This window comes from Bacillus sp. SIMBA_074 (assembly GCF_046534555.1).
Classification (GTDB): domain Bacteria; phylum Bacillota; class Bacilli; order Bacillales; family Bacillaceae_G; genus Bacillus_A; species Bacillus_A mycoides.
This window is the reverse complement of the sequence record NZ_JAWRYM010000081.1, coordinates 1-769: the sequence shown is the minus strand read 5'-3', so window position 1 is coordinate 769 and position 769 is coordinate 1. Positions and strand designations below refer to the sequence as shown.

1 protein-coding gene is annotated in these 769 nt (G+C 34.3%); it reads right to left on the bottom strand.

What is annotated here, in order from left to right; translation table 11 throughout:
- The coding region (locus SB773_RS29870) for an IS3 family transposase (protein ID WP_410593804.1) at nucleotides 1-769 on the bottom strand (769 nt) is incomplete at both ends.

The window sequence follows — 769 nt, the reverse complement described above, 5'->3', positions numbered from 1 at the left end:
ATCCAACAGGAGTCATCTTTTTTAAATTCCATTGATATCTATAGTGATTATAGTACGTCATATATTTCTTAATCTCTTGTTTCAACTCAGTAAAAGATTCGCAAGGTTTTATATGTGCTTCATCTTTCAGATGACCAAAAAATGATTCCTGTGGAGCGTTATCCCAACAGTTTCCTCTTCTTGACATAGATTGTCCGAGCTTTAGCTTTTTGACTAATTTTTGGTAGGTAGGGCTTGTGTAGTGGGCTCCTTGATCTGAATGAATATATGCACCGTTAGTCAATCGAATCCTCTTATTCCGTTTTAGTTTATGAAGAGTTGTTGTTACGAGGTCTAATGTCATCTGTTCTGAAACATGGTAAGCTAAAATTTCATTGGTTGAGCTATCTAAAATTGTAGATAAATAAGCTCTTTTATTCTTACCGTAAACTAAATAAGTGATATCTGTAAGAAGTGTTTTTCCTGGGGTGTTTTGTTTAAATTCTCGATTTAATTGATTCGGCACTACTCGATGTTCTTTTGAAGCTTTCAGCATTCTTTTATAAGGGTTTGCTTTCCGAATCGGGCAGACAATCTCATATTTCTTCATGATTCTACGGATACGCTTTAAATTGTAGACAACTTGAAAATGACCCGCCAATGTCATTTTTATTTGACGAGCCCCTTTCTTTCGATTTCTAAATCGAAGTGCTTTTAATATGATTTCTTTCACGATTTCATCTTGATCGTTCTTTTGTTTCCGTTGTTCTTGAGATGAAATGGAAAAAAA